21 protein-coding genes and 3 tRNA genes are annotated in these 23,406 nt (G+C 66.9%); 11 read left to right on the plus strand and 13 right to left on the minus strand.

The annotated features are described in order from the left end of the window. The 9 genes from tuf to trpE form a co-directional block, all read right to left on the minus strand. Positions 1-1,189: elongation factor Tu (gene tuf, locus F615_RS0112605; protein WP_019561552.1), on the minus strand; the 1,189-nt coding region annotated here is incomplete at its 3' end. A 48-nt stretch (positions 1,190-1,237) separates the two neighbouring features. Next, positions 1,238-1,312 (minus strand) — tRNA-Thr (locus F615_RS0112610). 57 nt (positions 1,313-1,369) lie between these two features. After that, positions 1,370-1,443, minus strand: a tRNA-Gly gene (locus tag F615_RS0112615). Between the two features lie 77 nt (positions 1,444-1,520). Further along, a tRNA-Tyr gene (locus tag F615_RS0112620) sits at positions 1,521-1,606 on the minus strand. 65 nt (positions 1,607-1,671) lie between these two features. Then, positions 1,672-2,421 carry a uracil-DNA glycosylase gene (locus F615_RS0112625; RefSeq protein WP_019561553.1) on the minus strand — a complete coding sequence of 250 codons (750 nt, stop codon included), beginning with the start codon at positions 2,419-2,421 and terminating at the stop codon, positions 1,672-1,674. Further along, entirely contained in the window at positions 2,418-3,206 is a 789-nt protein-coding gene (gene trpC / locus F615_RS0112630) for an indole-3-glycerol phosphate synthase TrpC (RefSeq protein WP_019561554.1), read from the minus strand. The genes F615_RS0112625 and trpC overlap by 4 nt, the downstream gene beginning before the upstream one ends. Further along, positions 3,203-4,249 (minus strand): anthranilate phosphoribosyltransferase, encoded by a 1,047-nt coding sequence (trpD, locus tag F615_RS0112635; protein WP_019561555.1) that lies wholly within the window; start codon positions 4,247-4,249, stop codon positions 3,203-3,205. Before trpD ends, trpC begins: the two co-directional genes overlap by 4 nt. A gap of 14 nt (positions 4,250-4,263) precedes the next feature. Then, complete coding sequence (locus tag F615_RS0112640) at positions 4,264-4,845, minus strand: anthranilate synthase component II (protein WP_026330293.1); 582 nt, start codon at positions 4,843-4,845, stop codon at positions 4,264-4,266. A 14-nt stretch (positions 4,846-4,859) separates the two neighbouring features. Then, a complete protein-coding gene (gene trpE / locus F615_RS0112645) occupies positions 4,860-6,344 on the minus strand; it encodes an anthranilate synthase component I (RefSeq protein WP_019561557.1) in 1,485 nt (494 codons plus the stop codon). Positions 6,345-6,759: 415 nt separating this feature from the next. Between trpE and F615_RS0112650 the strand changes: the two genes are divergently transcribed. Continuing rightward, positions 6,760-7,425 (plus strand): chalcone isomerase family protein, encoded by a 666-nt coding sequence (locus F615_RS0112650; protein WP_019561558.1) that lies wholly within the window; start codon positions 6,760-6,762, stop codon positions 7,423-7,425. Here the strand turns inward: F615_RS0112650 and gph are convergent. Then, positions 7,422-8,102 carry a phosphoglycolate phosphatase gene (gene gph / locus F615_RS0112655; RefSeq protein WP_019561559.1) on the minus strand — a complete coding sequence of 227 codons (681 nt, stop codon included), beginning with the start codon at positions 8,100-8,102 and terminating at the stop codon, positions 7,422-7,424. The two genes, F615_RS0112650 and gph, sit on opposite strands and share 4 nt — an antisense overlap. A 92-nt stretch (positions 8,103-8,194) precedes the next feature. Here gph and F615_RS19470 point away from each other — a divergent pair, with 92 nt between their 5' ends. Further along, the gene (locus tag F615_RS19470) at positions 8,195-9,199 is read left to right on the plus strand and encodes a glycosyltransferase family A protein (protein ID WP_019561560.1); all 1,005 of its coding nucleotides are present in this window, start codon (positions 8,195-8,197) and stop codon (positions 9,197-9,199) included. Here the strand turns inward: F615_RS19470 and rpe are convergent. Continuing rightward, a complete protein-coding gene (rpe, locus tag F615_RS0112665; RefSeq protein ID WP_019561561.1) occupies positions 9,154-9,831 on the minus strand; it encodes a ribulose-phosphate 3-epimerase in 678 nt (225 codons plus the stop codon). The genes F615_RS19470 and rpe overlap by 46 nt on opposite strands. 77 nt (positions 9,832-9,908) lie before the next feature. Between rpe and apaG the strand changes: the two genes are divergently transcribed. Beyond that, a complete protein-coding gene (gene apaG, locus F615_RS0112670; protein WP_019561562.1) occupies positions 9,909-10,286 on the plus strand; it encodes a Co2+/Mg2+ efflux facilitator ApaG/CorD in 378 nt (125 codons plus the stop codon). Positions 10,287-10,294: 8 nt separating this feature from the next. Continuing rightward, the gene (gene tlpB, locus F615_RS0112675) at positions 10,295-12,361 is read left to right on the plus strand and encodes a transporter-like protein TlpB (protein ID WP_019561563.1); all 2,067 of its coding nucleotides are present in this window, start codon (positions 10,295-10,297) and stop codon (positions 12,359-12,361) included. Positions 12,362-12,370: 9 nt separating this feature from the next. On the opposite strand, the gene F615_RS20660 is transcribed toward tlpB, so the two are convergent. Continuing rightward, positions 12,371-12,496, minus strand: coding sequence for a hypothetical protein (locus tag F615_RS20660; protein WP_259370076.1), 126 nt, complete (start codon positions 12,494-12,496; stop codon positions 12,371-12,373). A 58-nt stretch (positions 12,497-12,554) separates the two neighbouring features. Here F615_RS20660 and mltA point away from each other — a divergent pair, with 58 nt between their 5' ends. The 5 genes from mltA (at position 12,555) to F615_RS19700 (ending at position 18,159) form a co-directional block, all read left to right on the plus strand. Beyond that, complete coding sequence (mltA, locus tag F615_RS0112685; RefSeq protein ID WP_019561565.1) at positions 12,555-13,676, plus strand: murein transglycosylase A; 1,122 nt, start codon at positions 12,555-12,557, stop codon at positions 13,674-13,676. 180 nt (positions 13,677-13,856) lie between these two features. Beyond that, positions 13,857-14,417, plus strand: coding sequence for a glycine zipper 2TM domain-containing protein (locus F615_RS0112690; protein ID WP_019561566.1), 561 nt, complete (start codon positions 13,857-13,859; stop codon positions 14,415-14,417). Between the two features lie 22 nt (positions 14,418-14,439). Then, complete coding sequence (locus tag F615_RS20505) at positions 14,440-15,375, plus strand: DUF6515 family protein (RefSeq protein WP_019561567.1); 936 nt, start codon at positions 14,440-14,442, stop codon at positions 15,373-15,375. Positions 15,376-15,484: 109 nt separating this feature from the next. Next, positions 15,485-17,353, plus strand: a complete 1,869-nt coding sequence (locus F615_RS0112700) for a PAS domain S-box protein (protein WP_019561568.1) — start codon at positions 15,485-15,487, stop codon at positions 17,351-17,353. Further along, the gene (locus tag F615_RS19700) at positions 17,350-18,159 is read left to right on the plus strand and encodes a response regulator (RefSeq protein WP_019561569.1); all 810 of its coding nucleotides are present in this window, start codon (positions 17,350-17,352) and stop codon (positions 18,157-18,159) included. Before F615_RS0112700 ends, F615_RS19700 begins: the two co-directional genes overlap by 4 nt. Here the strand turns inward: F615_RS19700 and F615_RS0112710 are convergent. Further along, positions 18,104-18,652, minus strand: coding sequence for an Lrp/AsnC family transcriptional regulator (locus F615_RS0112710; protein WP_156824636.1), 549 nt, complete (start codon positions 18,650-18,652; stop codon positions 18,104-18,106). The genes F615_RS19700 and F615_RS0112710 overlap by 56 nt on opposite strands. A gap of 183 nt (positions 18,653-18,835) precedes the next feature. On the opposite strand from F615_RS0112710, the gene F615_RS0112715 reads away from it, so the two are divergent. Both F615_RS0112715 and F615_RS18545 read left to right on the plus strand, forming a co-directional pair. Beyond that, positions 18,836-22,417, plus strand: coding sequence for an indolepyruvate ferredoxin oxidoreductase family protein (locus F615_RS0112715; RefSeq protein ID WP_019561571.1), 3,582 nt, complete (start codon positions 18,836-18,838; stop codon positions 22,415-22,417). 82 nt (positions 22,418-22,499) lie between these two features. Further along, the gene (locus F615_RS18545; protein WP_019561572.1) at positions 22,500-23,393 is read left to right on the plus strand and encodes an NUDIX hydrolase; all 894 of its coding nucleotides are present in this window, start codon (positions 22,500-22,502) and stop codon (positions 23,391-23,393) included. The last annotated feature ends 13 nt before the right edge of the window (positions 23,394-23,406 follow it).

Raw genomic sequence — 23,406 nt, forward strand, 5'->3', positions numbered from 1 at the left:
ACTCGATGATCTTGGACACGACGCCGGCGCCAACGGTGCGGCCGCCTTCGCGGATGGCAAAGCGCAGGCCTTCTTCCATGGCAATGGGCGCGATCAGCTTGACGGTGATCGTCACGTTGTCGCCCGGCATCACCATCTCCTTGTCCTTGGGCAGTTCGATGGCACCGGTCACGTCCGTGGTGCGGAAGTAAAACTGCGGACGGTAGTTGTTGAAGAACGGCGTGTGACGCCCACCTTCTTCCTTGCTCAGCACGTACACCTCGGCCGTGAAGTGCGTGTGCGGCGTGATCGAGCCCGGCTTGGCCAGCACTTGCCCACGCTCGACTTCCTCACGCTTGGTGCCGCGCAGCAAAATCCCCACGTTGTCGCCCGCCTGACCTTGGTCCAGCAGCTTGCGGAACATCTCCACACCCGTGCAGGTGGTCTTCTGCGTCGGACGAATCCCCACGATCTCGATTTCGTCACCCACCTTGATGACCCCGCGCTCCACGCGACCGGTCACCACCGTGCCACGACCCGAAATCGAGAACACGTCTTCCACAGGCATCAGGAAGGTGCCATCGACCGCACGCTCCGGCGTGGGAATGTAGGTGTCCAGCGCCTCGGCCAGCTTCATGATGGCTTGCTCGCCCAGCTCGCCCTTGTCGCCTTCGAGCGCCAGCTTGGCCGACCCCTTCACGATGGGCGTGTCGTCCCCAGGGAACTCGTACTTCGACAGCAGCTCGCGCACCTCCATCTCGACGAGCTCGAGCAGCTCGGCATCGTCGACCATGTCGCACTTGTTCAGGAACACGATGATGTAGGGCACACCCACCTGACGGGCCAGCAGAATGTGCTCGCGCGTCTGCGGCATCGGACCATCCGCAGCCGACACCACCAGAATCGCCCCATCCATCTGCGCCGCACCCGTGATCATGTTCTTCACGTAGTCAGCGTGCCCGGGGCAGTCCACGTGCGCATAGTGACGGTTGGCCGTCTCGTACTCCACGTGCGCCGTGTTGATCGTGATGCCGCGCGCCTTCTCCTCCGGCGCCGCGTCGATCTGGTCGTACGCCTTGGCCTCGCCACCATACTTGGCCGCCAAAATCGTCGTGATCGCCGCCGTCAGCGTCGTCTTGCCATGGTCCACGTGACCAATCGTCCCCACGTTCACGTGCGGCTTGGTCCGCTCAAACTTGCCTTTTGCCATTGTTTCGATCTCCTGACGGCGCAATGCCGGATTGGACGATGAGAGGAGTGGTGCCCATGACGCGGATCGAACGCGTGACCTCTCCCTTACCAAGGGAGTGCTCTACCACTGAGCCACATGGGCATCGACACGGGTTTGGGCGCCTTGGCCACGACACCCAAACCCGTGCCGACGGTTTGCTGGAGCGGGAGACGGGAATCGAACCCGCGTCATTAGCTTGGAAGGCTAAGGTTCTACCATTGAACTACTCCCGCAAAGGAGTCGCTTCCCATCGCCGACTCACCACGTCCGCGCGCCAGCAAACCCGCACGAACGGCCTCATCGCTTCGCCTGGTGGAGGGGGTTGGATTCGAACCAACGTAGGCGTAAGCCAACAGATTTACAGTCTGCCCCCTTTAGCCACTCGGGCACCCCTCCGCGGCGAACCACAGATTATATGTTGAGTTTGAGTCGCTGCCAATGCCCCCATCCGCGACGCACGGTCACCAAAGGATTGCGCTGCGGCCACGGCTGGCCAGCCAGGCGTTGGCCTGACTGAAATGCCGGCACCCCACGAACGGCGCAGGCGGACGGCGGGCCGACAACGGCGAAGGGTGATTGCACGCCAGGATGGCGTGCCGCGTGGCGTCGATCAGCGGGCGCTTGGCCTGCGCGCTGGCGCCCCATAGCAAGAACACGCAGGCCGGGGAGCATCGCGACACCTGCGTAATGAGGGCGTCGGTCAGGACTTCCCAGCCGCATCCGGCGTGGCTGCCGGGGCGGCCGTCTTCGACGGTCAGGACGGTATTGAGCAACAACACGCCTTGCGCCGCCCAGCGCCCGAGGTCGCCACTGGCGGGTGGCACCCGTCCCGTATCGGCTTGAACTTCGCGATAGATGTTGAGCAAACTCGGTGGCAAGCGCTGCCCCGCCGGCACCGAAAAGGCCAGTCCCTGCGCCTGCCCCGCCCCGTGGTAGGGGTCTTGCCCCAAGATGAGCACTTTCACATCCTGCGGCCCGCCGGCTTGCAAGGCACGGAAGACTTGGGCGGGATAGACGATGGCCCCCTGGCGCACGCGCCCATCGACGAAATCGATCAGGGCCCGGCCCTGCGGACTGACACGAAAGGGCTCGGTGACGGCACGCCAGTCGTCACCGACCCGCTCGAAGCAGGCCTCCAGCGGCTCGCGCAGCCGGTTGTCCACTGGACCCTCGGCGGCCAAGAAGCAGGGCTGGGGGGGCTGGGCGCTCACGCGAACAACGCCGAGAGGGCCGAGCCGGGATCGTCGGCGCGCATGAACGCCTCGCCCACGAGGAACGCATGCACGCCGGCTTGGCGCATGCGCAGCACGTCCGCACGCGTGAGAATGCCCGATTCGGTGACCAACAAGCGGTCCTGCGGGACCTCGGGCAGCAAACTCAAGGTGGTCTCCAAGCGGACCTCGAAGCTGCGCAGGTCGCGATTGTTGATGCCCACCAGGGGCGTCTTCAAGCGCAGCGCCCGCTGGAGCTCGGCGCCATCGTGCACTTCCACCAGCACCGCCATGCCCAAGCCGTGCGCCACGGCCTCCAGATCGGCCATCTGTGCATCGTCCAGGCAGGCCGCGATCAGAAGGATGCAGTCGGCACCCCAGGATCGCGCCTCGTAGACCTGGTACTCGTCGATCATGAAGTCCTTGCGCAGCACCGGCAGCCAACAGGCGGCGCGAGCGTCTTGCAGGTGGCGCGCCGAGCCGCGGAAGAAGCGCTCGTCGGTGAGCACCGACAGGCAGGCCGCGCCATGGCGGGCATAGCTGGCCGCGATGTCGGCCGGCACGAAATGCTCGCGCAGCAGCCCTTTGCTGGGGCTGGCTTGCTTGATCTCGGCGATCACGGCGGCGCGGCCGGCCCCCTGGACCTGGCGCATGGCGCCGACGAAATCGCGCTGCCCGCCCAGCGCCTCGGCCTCCCGGCGCAGGCTGGGCAGGTCACGCTGGCGTCGGGCCGCGGCGACTTCCTCGCGCTTGACCTGGACGATGCGTTGCAGGATGTCGCTCATGCGGCAGCTCCTCCAGCCGCAAGCTTTTGCGTGACTGCCACGAACTGGCTGAGCTTGGCCAGGGCCTTGCCCGAGGCCACGACCTCGCGGGCCAGGCGCACGCCTTCGGCGATGGATGCAACCACGTTGGCGCAATACAGCGCCCCGGCGGCATTGAGCAGCACGATGTCGCGTACGGGCCCATCCTCGTTGGCCAAGGCGCGCTGGATGCACTGCACCGACTCCTCCTTGCTGGCCACGCGCAGCACGCGCGCGTCATGGACGGGCAAGCCGAAGTCGGCCGGATGGATCATGTATTCGCGCACTTCACCGTCCTTGAGCTCACCGACCATGGTCTCGCCGGACAGCGAGATTTCGTCCATGCCATTCATGCCGTAGACGACCATCACGTGTTCGGCGCCCAGGCGCTGCAACACGCGCACCTGGATGCCCACCAGGTCAGGGTGGAACACACCCATGAGCTGGTTGGGCGCACCCGCGGGGTTGGTCAGCGGCCCCAGAATGTTGAAGATGGTGCGCACCCCCAGCTCTTTGCGCACCGGCGCTGCAAATTTCATCGAGCTGTGATGGTTGGGCGCGAACATGAAGCCGACGCCGGTCTCGGTCAGACAGGCGGCCACCTGCTCGGGGCTGAGCATGATGTTGGCGCCTAGCGCTTCGAGCACGTCGGCGCTACCGGTACTGGACGACACCGCCCGTCCACCGTGCTTGGCCACACGTGCACCGGCCGCAGCCGCCACGATCATCGCCGCAGTGGAGATGTTGAAGGTATGCGCCGCATCGCCGCCGGTGCCGCACAGGTCCACGAGATGGGTCTTGTCCGGCACCGTCACCGGCGTGGCGAACTCGCGCATGACTTGGGCGGCCGCAGCGATTTCGCCAATGGTTTCTTTCTTGACACGCAAGCCGATGGCCAGCGCGGCGATCATCACCGGCGACATCTCCCCACTCATGATGCGGCGCATGAGGGCGAGCATCTCGTCGTGGAAGATCTCGCGGTGCTCGATGACGCGGGTCAGGGCCTCGGTGTTGGTGATGGGCATCGGGGGCCTCCTCCTCAGTGCAGATTCAGGAAGTTTCTCAGCATCGCGTGCCCATGCTCGCTGAGTATGGACTCCGGATGAAATTGCACACCTTCCAGCGGGGTGCGGCTTGCGGCCAGCGCGATGTGACGCACCCCCATGATTTCCCCGTCTTCGGTGGTGGAGGTGATCTCCAGCTCGGCCGGCAGGGTCTCGCGCTCGATGGCCAGCGAGTGGTAACGCACCACCTTGAACTGGCGCGGCAAGCCGGTGTACACGCCTTTCCCATCGTTGGTGATGGTGCTGGTCTTGCCATGCATCTGCACCTTGGCGCGCACGATGCGGCCGCCCAGCGCCGCACCGATGCTTTGGTGGCCCAGGCACACGCCCAGAATCGGCAGGCGGCCCATGAAGTGGCGGATCGCGTCGATGCAGATGCCGGCTTCGGCTGGCGAGCAGGGCCCCGGCGACAGCACGAGGTGATCGGGCTTCAGGCTGGCAATGCCTTCGAGCGTGATCTCGTCGTTGCGAAAGACACGCACCTCCTGGCCCAGCTCGCCGAAATACTGCACGAGGTTGTAGGTGAAGGAGTCGTAGTTGTCGATCATCAATAGCATGGCAGCCCCCTGGCTCAAAAGCCCTCTTCGACCAGCTCGGCAGCGCGCAGCAAGGCTCGAGCCTTGGCCTCGGTCTCGCGCCATTCCATCTCGGGCACCGAATCGGCCACCACTCCGGCGGCAGCCTGCACGTACAAGGTGTTGTCTTTGACGATGCCCGTGCGGATCGCAATGGCCACGTCCATGTCGCCGGCAAAACTGAGGTAGCCGCAGGCGCCGCCGTAGATGCCGCGCTGCACGGGCTCGAGCTCGTCGATGATCTCCATGGCGCGGATCTTCGGGGCGCCGGTCAGGGTGCCAGCCGGGAAGCTGGCGCGCAGCACGTCGAGGTTGGTCGTGCCGGGCTTGAGCAAGCCTTCCACGTTGCTGACGATGTGCATCACGTGCGAGTAGCGCTCGACGACGAAGGCTTCGGTCACCTTGACGCTGCCGGTCTGGGCGATGCGGCCGATGTCGTTGCGCGCCAGGTCGATGAGCATCAAGTGTTCGGCACGCTCCTTGGGGTCGGCCAGCAGCTCGGCCTCCAAGGCCTTGTCCTGCTCGGGCGTGGCCCCACGCGGGCGAGTGCCGGCAATGGGCCGAATGGTGATCTTCTCACCCTCGGGGACATGCTCGTGGCGGACCAGGATTTCGGGGGAGGCGCCCACGATCTGGAAATCCCCCATGTCGTAGAAGTACATGTAGGGCGAGGGGTTGAGCGAGCGCAGCGCCCGGTACAGCGACAGCGGTGACTCGGTGTAGCGCTTCTTCAGGCGCTGACCGATTTGCACCTGCATCATGTCGCCCGCGGCGATGTATTCCTTGGCCTTGAGCACGGCGGCCAGGTAGTCGTCCTTGGCGAATTCGCGCTGCACCGGATGCGAGACGCCGCGACGCACCGGCGGGGCGGTGACGCTGTACTTGAGTTTGTCGGTGAGCTCGGCCAAGCGGCGTTTGGCGCGGAAATAGGCTTCGGGTTCGCGCGGATCGGCGTAGACGATGAGGTAGAGACGGCCCGAGAGATTGTCGATGACGGCCAGCTCTTCGGTTTGCAGCAAGAGGATGTCCGGCGTGCCGATGCCGCCGCCTTTGCGCCCCTTGGCCAAGCGCGGCTCGATGTAGCGCACGGTGTCGTAGCCGAAGTAGCCGGCCAGCCCGCCGCAAAAACGCGGCAGACCGGGACGCAGCGCCACCTTGAAGCGGGTTTGGTACTGCGCGATGAAGTCCAGCGGATTGCCTTCGTGGCGTTCGACGATCTGACCATCGGTGCAGACCTCGGTGACCCAGCCGGTGCTGCGCAGCCAAGTGCGCGCCGGCAGGCCGATGAAGGAATAGCGTCCGAAACGCTCGCCACCGACCACCGACTCCAGCAGGAAGCTGTGGCGACCCTGGCCGCCGCCATGGGCCAGCTTCAAATACAGCGACAGCGGGGTTTCGAGGTCGGCGAAGGCCTCGGCGATGAGAGGAATGCGGTTGTAGCCTTGTTGGGACAGGCTTTTGAATTCGAGTTCGGTGATCACAGGGCCCTCCTGGGCACGGGCGCCTGCAGGAGGCGCCGGTGGCCATGCGGATGGTGTTGGTGGGCGAATCCCCGGTCAGACGGATCCGAGAATTCCTTGGACGCCGAACCCGCAGGAGCGCTGGCAGGGGCACTGGGCACCGACCGCGGTGCGGGCATGGGCAAACTAAACCGGCCGATGCGGGCGACGCCAGGGCCAGGCTCCCCGGTCGTGTTGACCCCTGGTTAGTTTGCGAGACAGGAACATGGGCTTCAGTGTAGCAGCCCCCCAAGTCAGGGAAAACCACCCCGATCTCTGACCCCCGATCTCTGACGAACGTTCGTGCGTTTTCCTGCTACATTGTGCGACCGAGGATCGTGCGACATGCCGGATCCTTGGCCGCGGCTGCGGTCGGTTCGTCGAGGAGAGCTCCACCATGCGCTTGCACACTCCATGGCTCAGGGTCCGCCAGCTCGCATGGGCCCTGGCCCTGACGGCTTGTCCTGCCTGGGTCCAGGCCCAGACCCCCCCGAACACCGCCCCCGCGGCCACGACACGCGCCGCGGTGGAGCTGGCCGGCGCGAAGTTCGACAACGAGATCACGCTGGCCGGCCAGCGTTTGCAGCTCAATGGCGCGGGGATTCGGTTCAAAGCCATCTTTCGCGTCTATGCCGCGGGCTTGTATCTCGCCCAGAAGGCGTCGACGCCTGCGGCGGTGTTCGCCGCCGCCGGCCCCAAACGTCTGCACATCGTGATGTTGCGCGACATCGATGCCAACGAACTGGGCAAGCTGTTCACCCAGGGGATGGAGAAAAACGCCTCCCGCGAGGACTTCGTCAAATCCATTCCCGGCACGATCAAAATGGGCGAGATCTTCGCCGCCAAGAAGCGCTTGGCCACGGGCGAGAGCTTCCAGGTGGACTGGATCCCCGGCCAAGGCACAGTGATTCTGGTCAACGGCAAACCCGCGGCCGAACCGATCAAGGAGCCGGAGTTCTACACCACGCTGATGAAGATTTGGCTGGGGCAGCATCCGGCAGACGCCAACCTGAAGGACGCGCTGTTGGGCAAGGCGCCCGCCAGCCAGGACGCGACAAACTAGGCGCCCAGCCCCTGGCGCAGCCTGTGCGCCAGCTGATCGAGCCGATCGAGGTGGGCCCATGCAGGCAGGGCGCGCACATCCTGGCCATGGTTGTAGCCGTAGGTGACCAGCACCAGGGGACAGCCGGCCGCCCGGGCCGCCTCGGCATCGTTGCTGGAATCTCCGATCATCAGGCTGCGTGAGGGTTCGCTGCCCAGCGCCTCGCAGGTGCGCCACAGCGGCAAAGGGTCGGGCTTGCAGCGCTCGAAGGCGTCGCCACCGTAGATCCGCTCGAAGTAGCCGGCCAAGCCCATGCGCTGCAGCAAGGGCTGGGCGAAGGCCGTGGGCTTGTTGGTGAGGCAGGCCAGCCGCAGCCCTTGCGAATGCAGCCAGGACAGGCCCTGCTCGACCCCCGGGTAGACCTGCGCGTGCTGGCCATTGATGGCCTGGTAATGCGCTTGGTAACGAGCCCAGGCGGCGGCGTACAGCGCGGGGTCGGCGCCGACATGCGCCAGGGTGCTGCGCAGCAGGTGCTCCGAGCCTTTGCCGACGGTGTTGGCCACGAATTGGCGGTCGATGCCGGGCAAGCCCAGGTCCTGGAGGCAGCGGTTGAGGGCCACGACGAAGTCGCCCAAGGTGTCGATCAGGGTGCCATCGAGATCGACGATGGCAGCTTGCAAGGGCGGCAAGGACGACATCTGGAACAGAAGACGGCAAAAATCGCAGTATCGCGCACGCCACGAGGCGCTGGGGCTGCCTCAGGGGGAGTCGTTCGGGTTACGCTCAGGGGATGTCGACCCACGAACCTCCTGAATTGCCCAACGCATCGACCGGTTGGTCACGTCATCTCGCTCGCTGGCGGCGCTCCCTGAACAAGCCCTGGCGCCACAAGCTGGCGTCGGTGGCCCATGGCCTTCAGCGGCTGGCAGCGCCCTTGACGGTGCGCTGGCATTGGCAGCGCGCACGCCACGCCCCGCCTCGCCCGCATGGACTGCCGGGCGAACTGGTCCTCAGTCTGACGTCGTTTCCCGGGCGCTTTCCTGTGCTGCACCTCACCTTGATGAGCCTGCTGGGGCAAACCGTGAAGCCCGACCACGTGGTGCTGTGGGTGGACGAAGCCTATGCGGACCTCGTACCGCCGAAGGTGCGCTCGCTGCAAGACCATGGCTTGAGCATCCGCACCTGGCCGCAGGACATCAAGAGCTACATGAAGATCATCCCCAGCCTGGCATGCTGGCCCGAGGCCACCTTCGTGACGGCCGACGACGACATTTGCTACTGGCCGACATGGCTGGAGGAACTGCTGGCCGCCAGCGCCCACAGGCCGGGGCACGTGGTGTGCCATCGGGCGCACCGGGTCTTGCGTGACGATGCCGGGCGCCTGCGCGCCTACCGGGACTGGTGCTGGAGCGTCGAGGAGCCGGCCTGCGGCGACGATTTGTTCTTCACCGGAGTGGGCGGCGTGCTTTACCCCGCCGGCTCGCTGCAGCGCTGTGCCGCCGAGGGAGATCGCTACCGGGCGCTCGCCCCCCACGGGGATGACATTTGGCTCAACTGGATGACCCGATTGCAGGGCTACGGCGTGTTCACCACCGGACGCGGGCAGCGGCTGGTGAGCTGGCTGGGCAGCCAGCGCTCGGGCCTGTACCGCCACAATGTGCGGGGCCATGGCAATGACGAGGCCTTGCAGCACATGACGCAGGTCTATGGCGACCTGCTGGGGCGGCCGCCCACCGCCTCGACGCCTGCTCAGGCAGCCAGCTGCGCCCGCATGGCGTCGATGACCGCTTTGTAGTCAGGCTGGCCGAAGATGGCGCTGCCGGCCACGAAGGTGTCGGCCCCGGCATCGGCCACCTGGCGGATGTTGTCCACCTTGATGCCACCGTCGACCTCCAGGCGAATGTCACGCCCGCTGGCGTCGATCCACTGACGCACTCGCTCGATCTTGCGCAAGGCCGAGGCAATGAAGCTTTGCCCGCCGAAGCCGGGGTTGACGCTCATGATGAGCACCAAGTCGACTTTGTCGAGCACCCACTCCAGCACGTCGAGGGGCGAGGCCGGGTTGAACACCAAGCCGGCTTGGCAGCCTGCGTCCTTGATGAGCTGCAAGGTGCGGTCGACGTGAGCGCTGGCTTCGGGGTGGAAGCTGATCAGGTCGGCACCGGCCTTGGCGAACGCCTGGGCCAAGGCATCGACGGGTTGCACCATCAGGTGCACGTCGATCGGCACGGGCCGGCCATCCGGGGTCTTGGCATGCGGCTTGAGCGCCTGGCACACCATGGGGCCGAACGTCAGGTTGGGAACGTAATGGTTGTCCATCACGTCGAAATGGATCCAGTCGGCGCCAGCGGCGATGACCTGGCGCACTTCCTCGCCCAAGCGGGCGAAGTCGGCGGACAGAATGGACGGGGCGATGCGGTAGTTCATGAGGCTCTCCAGGGCGCAGGGATTGTAGAAGTCCGGCGCGTGCCGGGGTGGGCGCAGGGTTGCTACCATCCCGAGGTATGAGCGCCTACGAATTCAGCGTGGAGGTTCAACCGCGCTACCTGCCCGAACATTCCGACCCCGAACAAGGGATGTACGCGTTTGCGTACACGGTCACCATCCGCAACACGGGCCAGGTGGCAGCACAGCTGATCTCGCGGCACTGGATCATCACCGATGCCCACGGCCGCATCGAGGAAGTCAAGGGCCTGGGCGTGGTGGGGCACCAACCCCTGCTCAAGCCGGGCGAGGGGTTCGAGTACACGAGCTGGACCCGTCTGGCCACGCCGTGCGGCACCATGGGCGGCAGTTACTTCTGCGTGGCCGAGGACGGTGAGCGCTTCGAAGTGCCGATTCCGGCGTTCTCGCTGTCCGCCCAGCGCAACCACCTGCATTGACCGCTCGCATGCCTGGCCTGTTCGATGCCCGGCCCGCCGCGGTGTGGGACCTGAATTCGCTGCTCGCTGCCTTGGACCCGCGCGCCCCGCGGGCCGAGCGCAATCTGTGGCTGGTGCGCTTGCTGGAGTGGCTGCGCCGCAGCCCGGTCTCGCCCAAGCCGGCCGAGGGCTCGGCCCCGGCGGCCGTGCCGCCCGGCACGCCTCGGCCCGTGCTCAAGCTGCGCCATCTGCTCAATTTGTTGGACCGGGAGCCCGAATATCGGGCCCGGCTCGTGGAATTGCTGGCCCGCACCCTGGTGGACATGGATGCCACGTTGTTGCTGGCCGACTTCGGCTTTGCCTCCCACAGAGCCTTCTTCAGCGAGGTGCTGGAACGCCTCCAGCGCAAGCTGCTGCCAGGCACACCGGACACGGAAGACTGGTCGGAGCTGTTTCAGCTGATGTTCAGCGATGCCAACGATGCACAGTGGCTGCAAGCGATCGACGACGAGACGCTGGATCGACTCGCAGCCCTGTTGCGCGAGGCGGTGGCCGCCAGCCGGCATCCCAAAGCCGCTGAGAGCTGGCGCACGGCGCTGCTGGACGCCACGGTCATGTGCCTGACACAAGCGCGCGCGTTGGCCTTCTCGGCCGACGTGCGCATACGCCTGGCCGGCGCGGCCCGTGCACTGGTGCCGTTTCATCAATTGCTGCGCGCCTTCCAGTCCGTACGCCAGGAGCTGGAGGCCGCACCACCGCGCCCCGAGGCCTTGGGCCCGGCGCTGCGCTACTTCCACACCGTGCTGGATGCCTGCCGGCGCGATGCAGACACGGTCTATGACACGCTGGAAGACACGGGCATCTCCGTCAACATCGTGTTTGCCGTGCAGCAGTTGCAAGCCCGGCTGGACCGGGCCCAACAGTTGCTGGACAGCCTGCTCAGCGAAGCGCCGGCGCGGGCCGTGCGCGACTTGGTGGTGCAGCTGGCGCACACCGCCGAGCGCCGGCGCAGCGTGCGGGCCCTGGTGGCACGCAATTACTCCTTGCTGGCGCGCAAGATGGCCGAACGCAATGCGGAAACGGGCGAACACTACATCACCCGCAACCGCCGCGAGTATCTCCAGATGGTTTGGCGCGCCGCAGGCGGCGGGGCGGTCACGACGGTGACGGTCTTTCTGAAGTTTCTGATCGGCCTGATGGGCTTGTCGGGCTTCTTCGCAGGGATGGCCGCCGGACTGAACTATGCGATCAGCTTCGTGGCCATCCAACTCGCTCATTTCACCCTGGCCACCAAGCAGCCCGCCATGACCGCGCCAGCCATGGCCCACAAGCTCGGCGACTTGGGCCGTGACGAAGCGGTGGAGGATTTCGTCGACGAAGTCAGCCACCTCATTCGCACACAGGTGGCCGGCATCGTGGGCAATGTGAGCGTGGTGCTGCCCTGCGCCTTGGCCGTGCAATGGGGGTGGAGCCTGGTGTTCGGTGCGCCGCTGATCGGGGTCGACCAGGCTCGCTATGCCGTCGATTCGCTCAGCGCCTTGGGCTGGACGCCGGTGTATGCAGCCGCCACGGGCGTGCTGTTGTTTGCCTCCAGCCTGATCGCCGGCTGGGCCGAGAATTGGTTCGTGCTGCACCGCTTGGGCAGCGCACTGCGCTGGAACCCGCGCATCGTGGCGCGACTGGGCGCCCACCGCGCCGCACGCTGGTCCGCTTGGCTGCAAGCCCATGTCTCGGGCTTGGCCGGCAATGTCTCGCTGGGACTGATGCTGGGGCTGGTGCCTGCCGTGGCGCACTTTTTCGGCATCGGCTTTGACGTGCGGCACGTGACCTTGGCCAGCGGTCAGCTGGGCGTGGCCTTGGGCGCCATCGGCTGGGAGCTGCTGTCCACCCCGGGGTTTTGGCTGGCGGTGACGGGTATCGCACTGACCGGCGTGCTCAATGTGACGGTGAGCTTCCTGCTGGCGTTCCGCCTGGCGCTGCGCGCACGCAACATCCGCCTGAAAGACCGTGGACGCATCCACGCCGCGGTCTGGGCCCGGCTGCGCCAGCGCCCCTGGAGCTTCTTGTGGCCGCCCCGCGACCCGGCAGCGAGCTGATCGGGGCCGTCAATGGGGCGGCGTCTGCGTCTCGTCGCGACGCTCACCCTTGCGGCGGCCGGAGAACATCGTCCACCACACGATGAGGATCAACAAGACCAAGGCGCCCAGCGCCTCCAGCAAGATCAACCACATGTCTTCGTCCTGTCCTGTTGGGACCAGCGCTCCAAAGCGCCCCGTCTTGCGGTGGCGCATGGCCGCGGCCGCCGCCATTCTAGGGATGCTGGCCGCCTGCGGCACCGTGGCGCCACCTGGCACTGCGGTCGAGCAAGCACCGATGGCTCGGGTCATCGAGCAGCCCAAGTCCCGTTGGGTGCCGGTGGGCTGGGATGCCTTGCCCGGCTGGGCCGACGACCAGATCGTGCGGGCCTGGCCGGCGCTGTTGCGCAGTTGCACCCGCCCGGCCGCCGGCTGGGAGGAGGTTTGCGCCAGCGCCCAGGCTTTGCGCGAGCCCCACGAGGCGGCGGTGCGGGCGTGGCTGCAGCAGCATCTGCGCCCGTACCGGGTGGAGCCGCTGGACGGCTCGGCCACCGATGGACTGCTAACGGCCTACTACGAACCCCTGATCGAGGCGCGCCGCTTGCCCGATGCACGCTTCCGGGTGCCACTGTACCGTGCACCAGCCGACCTGGCCCAACGCCGCCCCTATTGGACCCGTGCGCAGCTGGAAACCCTGCCGGCGGCCAAGGCCGCCCTCAAGGGCTTGGAAATCGCTTACGTGGCCGACCCGCTGGATGCGCTGATCCTGCATGTCCAGGGCTCGGGCCGGCTCGCGCTGACCGAACCCGACGGTCGCCAGCGCCTGGTGCGCCTGGCCTTCGCCGGCCACAATGACCAGCCTTACCGGTCCGTGGGCCGCTGGCTGGTGGACCAGGGAGCGCTGCCCTTGGAGCAGGCGTCTTGGCCGGCCATCAAACAGTGGGCGCGCGCCCATCCGCAGCGCGTGACCGAACTGCTGCATGCCAATCCCCGCTATGTCTTCTTCCGCGAAGAGCCTTTGCCCGACCCCAGCGTCGGCCCGGTCGGCGCCCAAGGGGTGCCGCTGACGCCCGGCCGCTCGCTCGCCGTGGATCGCGGCTCGATTCCGTACGGAACGCCGGTGTGGATTGCCAGCACCGAGCCACCGACACGCCCCGGCGGCGAGCCGCGGCCCCTGCAACGTCTCATGGTGGCCCAGGATACCGGCGGGGCCATCGTCGGAGCGGTGCGCGGCGATTTCTTCTGGGGCTGGGGCGAGGGCGCCGAGGAACTGGCCGGACGGATGAAGCAGCCGCTGAAACTGTGGGTGCTGTGGCCGCGCCAACCTCCGTTGTGAGCACGCCCCTGCGGCGGCGTGCGAGCCGGTCTTGTCCGCGCGCAGGGGGACTGAAACGTTGAATCGGTATGCGCCGGTCGCTGGCCCGCAGCCGCCGGCAGGGTCTTTACATCGGTTCACGCACCCGTTGCACGGCAGACGCACGACACTTGCACCATGCAGGCCATGAAGTCAACTCCCTTGACTGCCTCGCGAGCTTGGCTGCGATGGGGTGGCTTGCCCGGGGCTGCCGTGCTGGCGGCGGCTCTGGGCGGCTGCGCAACCCCACGGGCCGTGCCGGTGGCCTCGGCCGTGCCGGCCGCCGCCAGCCAGCCGTTGTACTTCTATCCGATGCAGGGTCAGGACGAGCGCCGCCAGCACCGCGACCGCTATGAGTGCTACCGCTGGGCCGTCCAGCAGACCGGGCGCGATCCGGGCATGATCCCGGTGGGTCGCAGCACGAGGGCGCCGCTGGCCACCGTCTACGACCCTGAGCCGGGACGTGACACCGCGCTGGGCGCCGCCGCCGGGGCCATCGTCGGCAGCCTGACGGCCTCCTCCCCGCGCCATGCGGGCGAAGCCGCCGCCGTCGGGCTGGTGTTGGGGGCCATCATCGGCGCCGCCTCGGACCAGGCGCGCGCCGAGGAAGCCCGACGGCTCAATGCGCAGGCCGCCGCATCGGCCTTGCCGCCGCCGGCGTACGATGAGCTGCGCCGTGCCATGGCCGCCTGCATGAGCGGCCGAGGCTATGCGGTACGCTGACACCGTGCCACCAGGAGGCCCTATGCTGAAACTGCCCACCCCGCTGCGCCGCCCCTGGCCCTGGCTGCTGGCGGCCCTGTGGACCGCCAGCGGCGCCTGGGCCCAGGAGGGCTGGCGTCCCAAGGATGGCCGTGATGCCGATCGCGAGCGCCCCCACCCGCTGAGCCGGGTGGTCGAGCAGCACCGGGGTTGGCAAGACGGTCCGCGTGTGGGCGAGCGTTTTGGTCAAGGGCAACGCCCGCCCCGCGTGGGGGAATCGCGCCTGTCGGGCGATGGGCCGGCCCCGGAGCGTCCCGCTCGGCTGCGCGACGGCCCGCCCGAGCGGGACGGGTCGGCCCGGCCGGGTCGCCCCCGTGACGAGGATCGCTCATGGGACGATGGGCGCCGCTGGCAGGGCCAGCCCCCGCCGGCCTCGAGTGGCGGCAGCTGGCAGCCGGTGCCACCGCCTCGTCCGCCGCGCCCGGGTCATGTGGTCTATCAGCTGCCCCCCACCACCTACTCCACGGTCTACTTGGGCGCGCCGTACTGGTTCTACCAGGGGGTGTGGTACAGCCGCCGCGGCAGCGCCTATGTGGTGGTGCGTCCGCCGGTCGGTCTGTACGTCAGCACCCTGCCCTACTATCACCGGGTGGTGTATTGGGGTCCCTCGGTGTATTACGTGCTCGATGACGTGTACTACGCCCCGCTGTCCACCGGGGGATACCAGGTGGTAGAGCCCCCGAGCCAGGCCGCCAGTGCGAGTTTCGACTATCCGATCGCATACCCTGCGCGCCAACAAAGCGCTCAGCAACAAGCCGACGACCAGTTCCAGTGCCACGAATGGGCGGTGTCGGTCAGCCGCTTCGACCCGAGCTGGCTGGGCAGCGGCCAGCCGATGGAGGACAGCCCGACGCTGCGGGACAACTATCGGCGCGCCTGGTCGGCCTGCATGGAAGGACGGGGCTATAGCGTGCGCTGAGACGGGCGTGGTGTCATCTTTCGCACGCCCGCGCCACGGCGGGGCTTGACTTTCGTCAAGCCAGGGCCGATCGTGAGGCCATCGTGGTTCGCGCGACGGTGCCGTGCCGATGAACGATCTGCCCAGTCTGTGGCGTGTCTTGGTCGATGACTGCCCGGACGCCGTGATGTTGCTCTCGCCCGATGGGCGGGTGTGCGAGCTCAATGCCACGGCACAGCAGTTGTTCGGCTACGACCCCGCAGAGGCTGCGGGGGTCTTGCTGTCCGATTTGATCGCGCCGGCCGGGCAGGCCGATGCCGTGGCCCAGAGCCTGGCTCGGGCGCGCGACGAAGGCGTGGTGGTCGAGGAAGTCGAGCGTCGGCGCCGCGACGGCTCGTTGGTGTCGGTCAGCGCATCGACCAAGGCCGTGCTGGACCCCCAAGGCCGCTTGCAGTGCTACTTGTGCACGATGAAAGACGTGACGCACCTGAAGGTGTTGCGTCAGGCGCAATGGATCGAATCGCGCTATCGCACGGTGCTGGAGTTCGTCCCGGATGCGATCGTGATCGCCAATGCCAGCGGCTGCATCGTGTATGCCAACACCCAGGCCGAGCGCATGTTCGGTTACGCCTCGCGGCAATGGCTGGGGCTGCCGGTCGAACAGTTGTTGCCCGAGCGCTTGCGGGCCGTGCATGCCGCGCACCGCGGCCGATACGCCCAGGCGCCACGGGCGCGCACCATGGGAGCCGGCTTGGAATTGTTGGGGCAGCGGCGCGACGGGCGAGAGTTTCCCGTGGAAATCAGCTTGAGCCCGATGGTCAGCGACGAGGGGGTCCTGATCGTCAGCGCCGTGCGGGACCTGAGTGAGCGCGAAGAGCTGCGCCGGCGCGCCGACCGCAAGTTCAAAGACTTGTTGGAATCGGCCCCCGATGCAATGGTCATCGTCGACGCCCACGGCCGCATCGTGCTGATCAACTCTCAGACGGAGCGGCTGTTTGGCTGGTCGCGCTCCGAACTGCTCGGGCAAAGCATCGAGATCTTGGTGCCGTCCCGGCTGCGCGGCGTGCATCCCGACCACCGGGCACGCTTCATGAGCAACCCCAAGGTGCGCTCGATGGGCGCCGGATTGGAGCTGGCCGGGTTGCGCAAGGACGGCTCGGAATTTCCGGTGGAAATCAGCCTCAGTCCGATCGAAACCGAAGACGGCCTGGTGATCTCGGCGGCCATCCGCGATGCCACCGAACGCAAACGCATCGAAGCCTCCTTGCACGAGGCCAACCGGCTCAAGAGCGAGTTCTTGGCCAACATGTCCCACGAGCTGAGGACGCCGCTCAATGGCGTGCTGGGCTTTTCGGAATTGCTGATCGACGAGCTGGCCGGCCCGCTCAATGCCAAGCAACGGGAATACGTGCAAGACATCCTCAACTGCGGCCGCCATTTGCTGCAACTGATCAACGACGTGCTCGATTTGTCGAAGATCGAGGCAGGCAAGATGGACCTGCGCCCGGAGGTGTTCCGGGTGGAAGAAGCCCTCCAAGAAGTGTGCACCATCATCAATGCCCAAGCGCGCAAAAAGTCGATGCAGGTGCAAACGCTGCTGCCGGCGGCGCTGCCGCCGGTGCGGCTGGATCGGCAAAAGTTCAAACAGATTTTGTTCAATTTGCTGTCCAATGCCGTCAAGTTCACCGACAGCGGTGGCCACATCGGGGTGCGGATGGAGGTGTCGAGCCAGCCGCCCTTGCATTGGTTGAAGCTGTCGGTCAGCGACACGGGCATCGGCATTGCCCCGCAGGACCTGGGGCACTTGTTCGAAGCCTTCCGGCAACTCGATGGGGGCCTGTCGCGCCGCTATGAGGGCACGGGGCTGGGGCTGGCCCTGACGCGCAAACTGGTCGAACTGCACGGCGGACGCATCGAGGTGCAAAGCACGCCCGGCCAAGGCAGCACCTTCACGGTGTGGCTGCCCTGGCACACGACGCTGGAGGCCGCCGCGCCATGAGTGCCACCTTGTTGATCGTCGATGACAACCCCTGGAATCTGAAGCTGGCGCGCGACGTGCTGGAGCTGGCCGGGTACACCGTGGTGCCCGTGCCCGACGCCGAACAAGCCCAAGCCTGGTTGCAAGACCACCAGCCCGATTTGATCCTGCTCGACCTGGCTTTGCCTGGCTTGGATGGGCTGAGCTTTTGCCGTCGCCTCAAGGCCGAGCCGCGATGGCAGCACATTCCGGTGGTGGCCGTGACGGCCCATGCGATGAAGGGCGACGATCTCAAAGCCCTGCAGGCCGGCTGCGTGGCCTATATCGCCAAACCCATCGACACGCGGCGTCTGCCCCAACAAGTGGCCGAGCTGCTGCACCGGCACCGCACGCCTGTGGCCCCGGCACGCAAGGCTCGGGTGCTGGTGGTCGAGGACGATCGCATCGATTTGCGGTTGATGAGCGAGGCACTGGAGCTGCAAGGCCACATGGTCTTGTCCAACACCTCGGCTGAGGCGGCCGCCGGCACCGTGCTGGCCCGCCGCCCCGATGTCATTTTGCTGGACCTGCAGCTGCCAGGCATGGATGGCTTGAGCTTCGTACGTCACCTCAAAGCCCACCCTCACACGCGCGACATCCCGATCGTGGCGATCACGGCCTATGACGACCGCTTTCGCCGCGACGAACTCCTGGCCGCCGGCTGCATGGGCTATTGGGTCAAGCCGGTGGACGTGCGCGCCTTGACCGCCCAGCTGCAAAGCGCCGCGCAGCTCAACGCCGCGAGCCCGGACGCAGATGATTCAACGGCAGCGCCGAGCTCGCCTTGACCTCGCCCAAAGAGAAACTGGTGTGCAAGTCCTTCACATTGGGCAAGCGGAACAAGGTGTCCATGGACCAGCGGGAATAGGCCTGCAAATCGGTGGCCATGACTTGCAGTTCGAACGTGCCCGTGCCCGAGATGTAATGACATGAGATCACCTCGGGCAAGGCGCGGATCGCATCCTCCAGAGCCCGGGTGTCTTGCGCGTTGTTGCGCTCGGCATCCACCCGCACGAAGGCCAACACCCCCAGGCCGATCTTGTGCCGGTCGATCTCCGCACGGTAGCCCTTGATATAGCCCTGCTCCTCCAGCCACTTGACGCGCCGCCAGCACGGCGTGGGCGACAAGCCCACGCGAGCGGCCAGCTCGGCATTGCTCAGGCGCGCATCTTGCTGCAATTCGGCCAGGATGGCCACGTCGTAGCGGTCCAGGCCCTCGTGCGCCGCTTCGCCCCCGCCCGAGCCTCGGGTTTTCCCTGATTCCTGCGATTTCGAGGGCACTTGTTTCTCCAAACGACTGTCCAAGGAAAGATTATTCCTGAATCAGCGGTCAAACCGGCAAAGAAAAGAAAGACTTGTCGGGCCGGTCTTTCTACACTGTGAAGCATTGCCCCAGACCTGTGGGCGGGCGCCACCCGCGCGCTCGCAGGCCAGCCCCGAAGGACCACCACGAGGAGTCCCGCGATGAACGCACCCCTGCCCGAGGCCATCCGCAAGGCGCTCGAAACCGTCTCCTTGGACGACAAGTACACGCTCGACCATGGCCGCGCCTTCATGAGCGGCATCCAGGCCCTGGTGCGCCTGCCCATGCTGCAGCGCGAGCGCGACGCCCGGGTCGGGCTGAACACCGCGGGTTTCATCAGCGGCTACCGCGGCTCACCGTTGGGTGGCTATGACCAGGCCTTGTGGGCCGCCCAAAAGCACCTGGCGGCTCACCACATCGTCTTTCAGCCCGGCGTCAACGAGGAGCTGGCCGCCACGGCCGTGTGGGGCACGCAGCAGCTGGACCTCTACCCCGAGCACAAGAAATACGACGGGGTCTTCGGCATTTGGTACGGCAAAGGCCCGGGCGTGGACCGCTGCTTGGACGTCTTCAAGCACGCCAACATGGCCGGCACGGCCCGCCACGGCGGGGTGATCGCCATCGCCGGCGACGACCACATCGCCAAGAGCTCGACCGCCGCCCACCAGAGCGACCACGTGTTCAAGGCCGTGGGCTTTCCGGTGTTCTTCCCCACCAGCGTGCAGGAGATCCTCGACCTGGGGCTGCATGCGTTTGCGATGAGCCGCTTTGCCGGTGTGTGGGCCGGCATGAAAACCATTCAGGAAATCGTGGAGTCGGCCTCCAGCGTCGAGATCGACCCCGACCGCGTGCGCATCGTGCTGCCGGAAGACTTCGTCATGCCCGAAGGCGGGGTGCACATCCGCTGGCCCGACGCTCCGCTGGAGCAAGAGGCGCGGCTGATGAACTACAAGTGGTATGCCGCGCTGGCCTATGTGCGGGCCAACCGGCTCAATCACACGGTCATCGACTCCCCCCAGGCCCGACTGGGCCTGATCGCCTCCGGCAAGGCCTACAACGACACCCGCCAAGCGCTGCACGACCTGGGCCTGACCGACGAGCTGTGTCGCGCCATCGGCATCCGGCTGCACAAGGTCACCGTGGTGTGGCCGCTGGAGGCCACCATCACGCGCGAATTCGCCACCGGGCTGGACGAGATCCTGGTCATCGAGGAAAAGCGCCAAGTCATCGAATACCAGCTCAAGGAAGAGCTCTACAACTGGCGCGAGGACGTGCGTCCGAACGTGCTGGGTAAGTTCAACGAACCCGAAGGCGATCACTCCGGCGGCGAATGGTCCATGCCCAACCCGGCGTCGAACTGGCTGCTGCGCGCCCAGGCCGACCTGAACCCCGCGTTGATCGCCAAGGCCATCGCGCAGCGCCTGGAAAAAACCGGCCTGATGCAACGATTGAGCGCCGACCAGCAAGCCCGGGTGCGTGCACGCGTCGCACTGATCGAAGCCAAAGAGCGCAGCGAGCAAACCCTGGTGGCCGCCACCGACCGCCTGCCATGGTTCTGCAGCGGCTGCCCGCACAACACCAGCACCCGCGTGCCCGAAGGCTCGCGCGCCGTGGCCGGCATCGGCTGTCACTACATGACGGTGTGGATGGACCGCAACACCTCCACCTTCACGCAAATGGGCGGCGAGGGCGTGCCCTGGGTCGGCCAGGCCCCCTTCACGAAGGAGCGGCACATCTTCGCCAACCTGGGCGACGGCACCTACTTCCACAGCGGCCTGCTGGCGATCCGCCAAAGCATCGCCGCAGGCGTGAACATCACCTACAAGATCCTCTACAACGACGCGGTGGCCATGACCGGCGGCCAGCGCGTGGGGGAGCGCCCCGAGGGCCACTCGGTGCTGCAGATCATGCAAAGCCTGGTGGCCGAAGGCGTGGCCAAGTTGGTGATCGTCACCGACGAGCCCGAGAAATACCGCGGCGCGCCGTTGTTGCCAGGCGTCACCGTGCATCACCGCGACGAACTGGACCGCATTCAGCGCGAGTTCCGTGAGATCCCCGGCTGCACGGCCATCATCTACGACCAGACCTGCGCCACCGAGAAGCGCCGCCGCCGCAAGCGCGGCACGATGGCCGAGCCGGCCCAGCGCGTGGTGATCAACGAACTGGTCTGTGAAGGCTGTGGCGACTGCTCCGAGCAGAGCAACTGCCTCAGCGTGGAGCCGGTCGAAACCGAATTCGGCCGCAAGCGCCGCATCAACCAAAGCACCTGCAACAAGGACTTCTCCTGCGTGAAGGGCTTTTGCCCGAGCTTCGTGACCGTCGAGGGCGGCCAGCTGCGATCGGCCCGCAAAGAGTCGGCCCGGCCCGATCCGTCACGTCTGCCCGCCCTGCCCGAGCCCACCCTGCCGCCGGCCGAGACGGCCTACGGAATCATCGTGGCCGGCGTGGGCGGCACCGGCGTCATCACGATCGGCCAGCTGCTGGGCATGGCCGCCCACCTGGAAGGCAAGGGCGTGGTCACGCAAGACGCCGCCGGTCTGGCCCAGAAAGGCGGTAGCACCTGGAGCCACATCCAGATCGCCAACCGGCCCGAGGCCATCCTGACCACCAAGGTCGGCACGGCCGAAGCCGACCTCGTCATCGGCTGCGACCCCATCGTGACGGCCACCAAGACCACGCTGACGGCCATGCGCGAAGGCCGTACCCGCGTGGCGCTCAATGTGCACGGCACGCCCACTGCGGCCTTCGTGCACGACCCCAATTGGCAGTTCCCGGCCAGCACCTGCGACACCGCCATCGTGCAGGCGGTGGGCGAGGCCCAGGTCGGCCGGCTGGATGCCGAGCACTTGGCCGTGCAGCTGCTGGGCGACTCGATCTACACCAACCCGATGATGCTGGGCTTTGCCTGGCAAAAGGGGTGGATCCCGCTGACCCATGCCGCACTGATGCGCGCCATCGAGCTCAACGCAGTGCAAGTCGAGAACAACAAAGCGGCCTTCGAATGGGGCCGCCGCGCCGCACACGATCTGGCCGCGGTGATGGCCTTGGCGCAGCCTGCGGGGCAGGTGGTGCAATTCGTGCGCAAGCCGGCCACCAGCCTGGACGAGATCATCGCGCGGCGGGTGGAATTCCTCACGGGCTATCAGAACGCGGCTTACGCGACGCAGTACCAAGGCTTCGTCGAGCGCGTGCGAGCCGCTGAGGCCCGGCTGGGCAGCACCCGGCTGACCGAGGCGGTGGCCCGTTACCTGTTCAAGCTGATGGCCTACAAGGACGAATACGAGGTGGCCCGCCTGCACAGCGACCCGGCGTTCCTGGACAAGATCGCCCAACAGTTCGAGGGCGACTACCGTTTGCGCTACCACCTGGCCCCGCCAGCGCTGGCCAAGCGCAATGAACGCGGGGAGCTGGTCAAGCGACCCTTCGGCCCCTGGATGCTCAAGGCGTTTCGTCTGCTGGCTCCCCTGAAGGTCCTGCGGGGGACGCCCTTGGACCCCTTCGGCCACACGGCCGAACGCAAAATGGAACGCGCGCTGATCGGCCGCTACAAGGACACGATCGAGGAGTTGTTGGCCGGCCTGCATGCAGGCAATCTCTCGCTGGCCGTCGAGATCGCGCGCCTGCCCGAGCAGATCCGCGGCTACGGCCATGTGAAGGAACGCCATCTCGCGCAGGTGCTGCCACGGTGGGAGGCCTTGCTGCGTCAGTGGCGCGAAGGAGCCGCCGCCGCGAAAGCCGCCTGAGACGACCGGCCATGGGCCGGCCCTCGGTCCCCTGGAGCCGGGGATCGCCCGTGGCGGCCGGGCTGTCTACACTGGTGGCCTCATGCCGCAGTCCGCAAGTCCATGCCCCGCCATCGCGGCGGCCCGTGCCCTGGCGCCGCAGCGGCGTGTGCCTTTCTTCATCTATCGACATTTGGTGGGCTCGGTGGCCCGATCGCTGCTGCCGGTGCTGGGCACCTGCGCCCCCTGGCTGAAAATCGGCCGCGACGCCGTGCAGATGGACGACCGGCTCTTCAGCGTCGAGCAACGCTCGCTCGCGCTGGCGCGCACCAATGCCGTCTTGCGCGCGCATGGCTTGGTGCCGGGCTGGCGCGACGAAACCTTCGCGGTGAGCACCGGGGTCGAGATGCCGCCGCTGGCGCGCATCGAGCGGGCCGCCGCCCGCGTGTGGGGCACCTTGACCTTCGCCGCCCATCTCAACGGCTATGTGCGCGCCCCCGGCGGGGCGATCACGCATCTGTGGATCGCCCGTCGCGCCTGGCACAAACCCACCGACCCGGGCAAGTTGGACAATCTAGTGGCCGGCGGCGTGCCCTACGGCCAGACGCCGTTTCGAGCCTTGGTGCGGGAGTGCTGGGAGGAGTCCGGGCTGCCCGAGGCCACCGCGCGGCGCGCCACGCCCGGACGCGTCGTGCACCTACTGCGCGACGTGCCCGAAGGCGTGCAAAACGAGCAGATCTATGTCTATGACTTGGAGCTGCCGCGCGGACTGCGCCCCCACAACATGGACGGCGAAGTGGCCGAGCACCAGCTGCTGCCGATCGAGGAGGTGGTGCAGCTGCTCGGCACCGACGCCATGAGCACGGATGCCGCCTTGGTCACGCTGGACTTTCTGCTGCGCCGCCGTTTGCTGCCGGCCCCCTTGCAGCAGGCCTGGGGCGAGGCCGCACGCCCGCTGTGGCAAGCGCCCGAGCTCCACGCACCGGCCGTGCCGTGAAACGACCCACACC

This window comes from Caldimonas manganoxidans ATCC BAA-369 (assembly GCF_000381125.1).
Taxonomy (GTDB): domain Bacteria; phylum Pseudomonadota; class Gammaproteobacteria; order Burkholderiales; family Burkholderiaceae_C; genus Caldimonas; species Caldimonas manganoxidans.

Bases quoted from the DNA above. Each gene is read 5' to 3' on its own strand.
- trpC (WP_019561554.1), bottom strand. From the start codon at position 3,206: ATGAGCGACATCCTGCAACGCATCGTCCAGGTCAAGCGCGAGGAAGTC.
- trpD (WP_019561555.1), bottom strand. From the start codon at position 4,249: ATGCCCATCACCAACACCGAGGCCCTGACCCGCGTCATCGAGCACCGC.
- F615_RS0112640 (WP_026330293.1), bottom strand. From the start codon at position 4,845: ATGCTATTGATGATCGACAACTACGACTCCTTCACCTACAACCTCGTG.
- F615_RS0112650 (WP_019561558.1), top strand. From the start codon at position 6,760: ATGCGCTTGCACACTCCATGGCTCAGGGTCCGCCAGCTCGCATGGGCC.
- gph (WP_019561559.1), bottom strand. From the start codon at position 8,102: ATGTCGTCCTTGCCGCCCTTGCAAGCTGCCATCGTCGATCTCGATGGC.
- F615_RS19470 (WP_019561560.1), top strand. From the start codon at position 8,195: ATGTCGACCCACGAACCTCCTGAATTGCCCAACGCATCGACCGGTTGG.
- rpe (WP_019561561.1), bottom strand. From the start codon at position 9,831: ATGAACTACCGCATCGCCCCGTCCATTCTGTCCGCCGACTTCGCCCGC.
- apaG (WP_019561562.1), top strand. From the start codon at position 9,909: ATGAGCGCCTACGAATTCAGCGTGGAGGTTCAACCGCGCTACCTGCCC.
- tlpB (WP_019561563.1), top strand. From the start codon at position 10,295: ATGCCTGGCCTGTTCGATGCCCGGCCCGCCGCGGTGTGGGACCTGAAT.
- F615_RS20660 (WP_259370076.1), bottom strand. From the start codon at position 12,496: ATGTGGTTGATCTTGCTGGAGGCGCTGGGCGCCTTGGTCTTGTTGATC.
- mltA (WP_019561565.1), top strand. From the start codon at position 12,555: ATGGCCGCGGCCGCCGCCATTCTAGGGATGCTGGCCGCCTGCGGCACC.
- F615_RS20505 (WP_019561567.1), top strand. From the start codon at position 14,440: ATGCTGAAACTGCCCACCCCGCTGCGCCGCCCCTGGCCCTGGCTGCTG.
- F615_RS0112700 (WP_019561568.1), top strand. From the start codon at position 15,485: ATGAACGATCTGCCCAGTCTGTGGCGTGTCTTGGTCGATGACTGCCCG.
- F615_RS19700 (WP_019561569.1), top strand. From the start codon at position 17,350: ATGAGTGCCACCTTGTTGATCGTCGATGACAACCCCTGGAATCTGAAG.
- F615_RS0112715 (WP_019561571.1), top strand. From the start codon at position 18,836: ATGAACGCACCCCTGCCCGAGGCCATCCGCAAGGCGCTCGAAACCGTC.
- F615_RS18545 (WP_019561572.1), top strand. From the start codon at position 22,500: ATGCCGCAGTCCGCAAGTCCATGCCCCGCCATCGCGGCGGCCCGTGCC.